The sequence below is a fragment of the Clostridium sp. YIM B02555 genome (assembly GCF_022320955.1).
Taxonomy (GTDB): domain Bacteria; phylum Bacillota; class Clostridia; order Clostridiales; family Clostridiaceae; genus Clostridium; species Clostridium saccharoperbutylacetonicum.
Genome location: NZ_JAKJJY010000017.1, coordinates 131,978 through 139,626 on the forward strand (window position 1 = coordinate 131,978; position 7,649 = coordinate 139,626).

Here is a 7,649-nt window from a genome sequence, read left to right on the forward strand (position 1 = left end):
TTATATAATACCTCCTAATAATTTTTTTAATTTTCCCATGCATCTTGATACCTTTTTATCAATAGTATTAACCTTAATCCCTAGTTCCTTAGAAATATCTTTTGAACTTTGGTGTAAGTAATATTTTCTAATAATTATCTCACCATCTGGTTCACCTAAAGATTTTATGGCATTAATTAAAATAGAATTGTTTTCTTTAGTAACTACCGAAGCTTCTACATGATTTTCTATACAGAATAAATCTTCTGAAATATCTTCTAAAGGAATATAGTTATTATTTTTATTTTTTCTATATAAGTCTATTGCTTTTCTTTTGGCTACCACTGCTAAAAAAACTTTTATAGATCCCTTTTCCAAATTGATCCTATACCTATTTTGAAATATTGCTAAAAAAACATCACTTACACATTCTTCTATATCCTCCTTTGAATATATCCCTGAAAGTTTATTAAATATTATTGTATAAATAAGCGGCATATATTTTTCCATCATAACCTTCAGACCAGCTTCTGGTTTTGTATTTAAAAGGTTAAGTAATTCAATATCTGAAATCAAAATGCACCTTCTTTCAATCTTAAACTTTTAATTTTTTCCTGTGCCAATATTGGAAGAGTAATATTTTGTTTTATACTATTCATTTCGTAATAATAATTTTAAATCTGACAACACTAATTGAAATATTATAATTAAAAACTGTTTTGTGTATATAAACTCTCTAATCTACTTATGAATACAATTAATTCCAACAAAAAAGAGCCTTTTAATTAGACTCTTTTCGTACAGGTTTATATTTTGATTTTGTTTTATCTTCTGGATTTATATATTCATAATCACCATTTTCTGTTTTTTTCAATCCTAGAGAAGCCATTTGCTTTTTGGTAACCTTTCGTTTATTTGTCATAAAAGCGCCTCCTTATATGAAATATGTTTACCATATAAGAAAAATTTATTCTAAACTAAATTTAACAAGCAACTTCTCTATGTTTCACTGCCTTTTTCTTGCTCTTTAAATTATATATGTGTAATGCTATCATGAAACCTACCCCAACAGCAACTACAACAAATACTAATGTCCATACTTTATTCAATCCATAGGAATCTATGAATCTTCCAACTAGTGAAGTGGCTAAAGAAATTGAAATAGCATAAGTTAAATTACTAACTGCGCTAATTCTTGCTCTGAAATTTTTAGGACTGTTATTAGCTATATACACACCATTATTGGTTGATGCTATAACTTCACCTATTGACCAGATTATGGTTGAAATTATATATAGAAAGAAGGAATTTCCTATTATCCCTATCATTCCAAAGCCTATTGCATAAAAAATTCCTGCTAGAATTATATTAACAAGGGTTGTTAATCTTCTTGTTATTGTGATGATTATAACAGTTAAAAATATTACAGTCAGCGCATTTATACTCATTAAATATCCAAACTTTGTGGTACCCTCAGTTCCAAAAACTTCATTTAACATCATAGGCATTGAAAATGAAATTTGGGTATATGCAAAACAATAAAACATGTTAAATATCATAAAAAGTGTTAATTGTGGTCTTTTCAATAAGATTTGAAGCAAATTACCTGTTTCTTCTTTTTCCTTTGAATTTTCATCTTCTTTCACATTAAGTTTAGGTTTTGTTTCATCTATATAGATATAAAAAATTATTATTGCAATAAATGAAGTTAAAGCATCTAATATAAACAGAAGTGAAATATAATTATTAAACAAAAATCCCGCTACAATAGGTCCAACTGCAACTCCTATATTTATTCCTAAATAAGTCAATGACCCTCCAATTTGTCTTTTTTCTGGTGTTAATGCATCAGCAATAATAGCTGAAAGTGTTGGTCTTACAAAACCATTAAAAAATGCTGAAATGATTAACAATACAACAATGATTATAGGATTTTTTATAATTCCACAAATTAATATAGCTACTGCTGCTAATCCCTGACCCACAAAATAAGTTTTTCGTCTGCTAATCTGGTCTGCAAATTTTCCTCCTAAAAGTGCTGCAGGCATTGAAACTAATGACGTTATCATTACAATCACACCCGTAATTGAATAAGAGAAATTTAATTTTTGTGTTAATAACAAAGATAAAAATGGAAATACAAAATCCCCAAACCTATTAATTATCTGCACGAAAAATAGAGCATATATACTTCTCGGCAGCCCTTTATAAGTGTTAAAAATATTCATTTATAGCCCCCCCATTTAGTTGTCTATTACAAAAAAAAGCGTCGTAAACACGCACTTTAAAGTATTACTATGCATTATACACTATATTCTAAGCCAATAAAAGGTTAATTTTGAATTATTTATTTTTTCTAAATTTTATAATAATTTTAAATTTTCTTTATATTATCTTTACATTTATAATGTAAATATGTATTATAAAATATATAGTTTCTAAAATTCTACATTTTTCTTTCAAAATCGCGTCACGAACGAATTATTTTAATACTAAAGGAAGGATTAATTATGAAAGTAAAAACTCATGTTAAACTAGGTGAATTACTCCTAAGTAAAAATATAAACATCATTCCCAAAGGTTTCTCTAAATTTATGTTTAACTTTGGATTAATAATGGTTGATCAAAGCTGGCATGTTAAAACTCACCCTCATTATATGAAAAAATCTTTGTCCTATATAAATAAAAAAATAGAAAAACTTATTTCAGTGAAAAAGTTTGATGCATTCTCTTCCTTACAATTAGGAATTGTAGTTCATTATCTATGTGATTTCTGTTGCCACTCTCACATTTCTGGTTCAATTGGCAATATTCCATCGCATTTAAAATACGAACGTGAATTACAAAAATATTTACTTAATAATTTTGATAAATTAAGAAATCAATTTCATTCCAAAACAAGTTCTTTAAATTTAAATAATTTATCTACACTAAAAGCTTCAATTGATGCTATATTATCTAATTACTCCAAAGGACAGGCATCTTATTTTTGGGATATCAAACATTGCTTCGAATTAACATTTTTAGTTTGTTCTTCTGTTTTTAATTTAAACTATTCAAAAGAATCATATAATACGATATAGCTAAATTTAATAATAGATTCAAAATATAATTTAAAATTATATTTTGAATCTATAACCAGCTCCCCATACAGTTTCTATGTATTTAGGATTGCTACTATTTTCCTCAATCTTTTCTCTTATTCTATTAATATGTACAGTCACTGTAGGAACATCTGCAAGAGAATCCATTCCCCAAATCCTATCTAAAAGAGCTGTTTTAGAAAAAACTATATTAGGATTTGTTGCAAGAAATAATAATAGTTCAAATTCTTTATTTGCAAATTTAATTTCCTTATCTTCAACATACACCCTCCAAGCCTTTGTATATATCTTAAGCCTTCCAAAATTCATAACCTCAAGCTCTGAAAGTTCCTTCTTTTTTTCTATTGTCGTTAATCTATCATAACGTGAAAGATGTGCATTTACTCTTGCTACAAGTTCACTTGGATCAAAAGGCTTAACAATATAATCATCTGCGCCGATTCCAAGCCCCCTAATTTTATCTATAGATTCTTTTTTTGCTGTAACCATTAATATTGGTATCTCTTTATGCTTTCTTACATCTTTACAAATTTGGAAACCGCTTTTACCTGGAAGCATTAAATCCAGAAGTATTAAATCAAATTCTTTATTTAATGCAAGATTCAAACCTTCGTCTCCATTCATTGCAATTTCTATCTCAAAACCACCTATTTCTAAATAATCTCTCTCTAATTCAGCTATAAGCTTGTCGTCTTCTATAATAAGTATTTTTTTCATTTTTATCGCTCCCATAACACCCATATATTAATAATCTTGTTCTTATATATTCATTGTTAAAATTTTGACAAAGTTGTATATATTTATAAGTTTATCTGAAATCGAACTCCTTTATACTAATTTATTCATTATAAATTGGTAATGTTATAATAATTGTAAGCCCATTATTATTTTCAGCTCTAATTGTTCCCTTATGTGCTTTCACTATATATTCTGCTATAGAAAGGCCAAGCCCACTTCCTTCACTAGGGTTAGATCTTGATGCATCTTCTCTAAAAAAGCCTTTAAATAAGCGTGAAAGATTTTCTTCTATAACCCCAGGACCATCATCTTGAATTTTTATGACAACCTCATCTTCCATCTTATCTATTTTAATTTTAGCATTTCCAATATCTTTCTCTTTATATTTTACACTATTCTCAAGTATATTTGCTAATACTCTGTGCATTTCTTCACAATCAATATTAAAATATACATTATCCTCACAATTATTTTCATAAATACAATTAAGACCTTTTATTTTAAATTCGTTAACAGCTATATTTAGAAAACTTAAAAAGAAATCATTACAATTCACTTTTTCAAAAATAAATGGAAATTTTCCTGTATCTAATTTAGAAAATAAAAATAATTTATCCACTAGCATGTCCATGTCACATGCCTTACTATAGATAATTTCATGATACCTTTCACATTTTTCAGGCGTATTTGCAACTCCATCCTTTAAACCCTTTGCATATCCTTTTATTGTTGTTAGTGGCGTTCTTAAATCATGAGATATTCCAGCAACCAATTCTTTTCTATCCTCTTCATATTTTAACTTCATATCTATGGATTCTTTTAATCTCATTCTCATTTTATCAAAATCGACACAAACCTTAGAGAATTCATCTTTCCTATCATAATTGATTTTAAATTCAAGATTTCCTTCCTCTATTTGTCCTGCACCATAACTCAATAAATCCAAAGGCTCAATTAGGCTTTTAGCCACACGTGATGATAATATACCGTTAGTTAATATAATTATAATTAATGCTATTATTAATACAACACTTATATAACTTATAAAAAAAGTTCTCATATCAGACTTAAATTGTTGTTTGCTCATAAACTTGTTTGCTTTGATTGCAATTATATTAATGCGTTTTCCATCATTAAGTATACTATTTTTTATTAAACTAATGGAATTTATCTCAAGGACTATTGAATCTGATGAAGATAATATACCATCATTAATTTTAGATATAGCATCTTTATCATCATCTGTTAAATTTGAGAATACAGTTGTCCCATTATCAGTGATTAATAAATTGTAACCTGCATTTTTTAAACTTTCCTCTATTTTCTCATTGTCTATATCTTTATCTTTTATATAAGAATCCAATGCCTTTTGTACCTTATATGTCCCAGTCCCTTCATTAATAATTCTTATTTTTTTGCCATATTTCTCTGTAAAAGCTTCTAATAATCCACCAGCAATTACCACAATTAATATTGCAGGGACTACTAACATAATAATATTTGAAATAGCAAGACGCTTTTTTATCATCATAATAATATCCTCCTAATTTATATAACAATTAAGCACCATAATAAAACTTGTAGCCTAGTCGCTTACTATTTCCGAACTAATTCTAATGTGCCTTCAAAAATCAATATTCTCTCGCTTTAAATATAACATATGCTCCATAAAAAAATATTAATGAATATATTATAAATAACCCAATAACTTCTGCTACTATTTTTATTGATACTTGCACTCCCATAAATATTTTATACCAATTTACATATGAAATAAATATCATTGACGATATTGATGGAATTAATAATGAAGATAAAAAGAGAATAATAAAAATAAGAATTGAAAGCATTATTGTTGAAAAGCCATTTTTTGAGAATTGAGAAATTAATATCGAAAAAAATATATTTGGAATTATTGGAAAGATAGACATAACATATGCAAGAAAAATCTTTGGTATAATTAATATTTGGGTTTTTCCAAGAGCTATTCCTAAGATTGAGCTTAATATAAATACTGTAAACAATATACTCATTTCATAAATTAAAATAGATAACATCTTAGTAATAATAATATTTTTCCTACTTATAGGCCTTGTCAAGATTGCCTTGATCGAACCATTTTTATACTCTAAGGTAAATAAATCAGCAGCTGCCATATAGCTTATAATTGGAATTAAAGCTATATTTAATATTGATAAAATATTCAGTGGTGGATTTGACAACGAGACATTGTTATATCCTTTAGTAAAATTATCAAAAAGAACTATTAATATAACTAGAATACCAATACAAATTAATAACCTTCTATATTTGTCTCTAGAAAATAATTTTGTGCTCTCACTAATTATTCCAGCTTTTATTTGCTTCATATATCTCCTTTCCTCCAACCTGCATTAAATAATATTTTTTAAAATTTTCGCATTCTTCTAATGCATTTCTCATTGAAACTACCTCTAATATTCTTCCTTCTTTTATAATTCCAACTTTATTGCACATTGACTCTATTTCATGTGGTCTATGACTAGAAATAAGAAATGTAGCTCCAAGCCTTGAATGTTTAAGTATCATTTTCTTAATCTCTTCAATTCCATTACTATCCAATTTATTATTATGCTCATCTAAAATAATTAATTTAGGTTTAGAAATAAAAGCTAATGCTATTCCTAATCTCTGCTTCATCTCTGGAGTATACTTTCTAACTTTCTTATCTGCATGCTCTATCAATCCCGTTTGTGTAAGAATATCATCTATTCTAGGCTTCTTTATTTCATCGTAATAATTTGCTGCAAGCTTTAAATTTTCTCTAGCTGTAAGATATTCATATATTGCAGGTTCCTCAATAAGACATCCTACTTCTTTCAAACTTTCTTTTAAAATATTATTTCCAAATATTTGAACACTACCTTTATCAGCATGTGATAAGCCGGTGATGATTTTCATAATAGTAGTTTTTCCTGATCCATTTGGTCCAAGTAGTCCAAATATATCTCCCTGCTCAACTTCAAAAGATATATCTATAATTCCACGATCATTTTTATATTTCTTTGTCAGTTCACTTACTTTAAGTACAGGTTTCATCCTCCCCCACCTTTTCTTTATAAAAATTAACCCATTAGACTTTAAATAAAATATTAAATTATAACAAAATAAACCTTAGAATTGACAACTGAAGATAAAATACCCTTTAATTTATCTATCAAAAAACCTCTCATACCCATTTGTTCGTTGCCTCTTCTAAGATTTATTTAATAATTTATACTAACACCTTACCCTTCAGTGCAGTACTTATGATGGTTATTGTTATTATTTATTTTTTTCACAAATCCCATCCCCTCAATATTTTAGCTAAAAAACAATTAAAATTGAAATTAACAATTTCTTTTTAATAGCTCGAATTAAGTATAATAAATATATATAATTTTTTTATAAACTATTTATAAATAATATATAAATAGTCTAAATTAACTATTAAATCCATCCTTATATAGAGCTTCACCCAATAAAATACAGTTGTGCTATACCAGCCTATAAAAAACTCCATAAGACTGCTGAACACAACTGTATTTATCTTTCTTTGATATATAACTAAGTTATCTCAAATTTAATAAAAACTTGTATTAAATCTATATAGATATCCTAATTAATAATCAAACTTATAAATAGAATATAAATGCATGATTGAGAAATTATAATCGTAACACTACACTAGAAATCCGATACATTTTTCTGGAAGCAGGCATGTGAAATTGAGCTGATGATGGTTGTTAAGCAGAGAACCCAAATCTGTGATTTGGTGTGAATCGCTTACTCAGCGAACGAACGTGAGTC

General features: G+C 27.2%; 8 protein-coding genes. 1 reads left to right on the forward strand and 7 read right to left on the reverse strand.

The window, feature by feature from the left end; genetic code table 11:
• From L3B98_RS20510 to L3B98_RS20520, 3 genes are all read right to left on the reverse strand, one after another.
• Entirely contained in the window at positions 1-555 is a 555-nt protein-coding gene (locus tag L3B98_RS20510) for a sigma-70 family RNA polymerase sigma factor (RefSeq protein ID WP_015391611.1), read from the reverse strand.
• Between the two features lie 205 nt (positions 556-760).
• Positions 761-901: a hypothetical protein gene (locus tag L3B98_RS20515; RefSeq protein ID WP_173696276.1), complete on the reverse strand. Its 141-nt coding sequence runs from the start codon at positions 899-901 to the stop codon at positions 761-763.
• Between the two features lie 61 nt (positions 902-962).
• A complete protein-coding gene (locus L3B98_RS20520) occupies positions 963-2,207 on the reverse strand; it encodes an MFS transporter (RefSeq protein WP_015391609.1) in 1,245 nt (414 codons plus the stop codon).
• Between the two features lie 282 nt (positions 2,208-2,489).
• On the opposite strand from L3B98_RS20520, the gene L3B98_RS20525 reads away from it, so the two are divergent.
• The gene (locus L3B98_RS20525; RefSeq protein ID WP_238918066.1) at positions 2,490-3,062 is read left to right on the forward strand and encodes a zinc dependent phospholipase C family protein; all 573 of its coding nucleotides are present in this window, start codon (positions 2,490-2,492) and stop codon (positions 3,060-3,062) included.
• Positions 3,063-3,098: 36 nt separating this feature from the next.
• Here L3B98_RS20525 and L3B98_RS20530 read toward each other — a convergent pair whose 3' ends face one another.
• From L3B98_RS20530 to L3B98_RS20545, 4 genes are all read right to left on the reverse strand, one after another.
• Positions 3,099-3,800, reverse strand: a complete 702-nt coding sequence (locus L3B98_RS20530) for a response regulator transcription factor (protein ID WP_077361388.1) — start codon at positions 3,798-3,800, stop codon at positions 3,099-3,101.
• Positions 3,801-3,921: 121 nt separating this feature from the next.
• Entirely contained in the window at positions 3,922-5,352 is a 1,431-nt protein-coding gene (locus L3B98_RS20535) for a HAMP domain-containing sensor histidine kinase (RefSeq protein ID WP_238918067.1), read from the reverse strand.
• Between the two features lie 100 nt (positions 5,353-5,452).
• Positions 5,453-6,190, reverse strand: coding sequence for an ABC transporter permease (locus tag L3B98_RS20540; protein ID WP_238918068.1), 738 nt, complete (start codon positions 6,188-6,190; stop codon positions 5,453-5,455).
• Positions 6,162-6,899 carry an ATP-binding cassette domain-containing protein gene (locus L3B98_RS20545; protein WP_238918069.1) on the reverse strand — a complete coding sequence of 246 codons (738 nt, stop codon included), beginning with the start codon at positions 6,897-6,899 and terminating at the stop codon, positions 6,162-6,164. Before L3B98_RS20545 ends, L3B98_RS20540 begins: the two co-directional genes overlap by 29 nt.
• Positions 6,900-7,649: the final 750 nt, after the last annotated feature.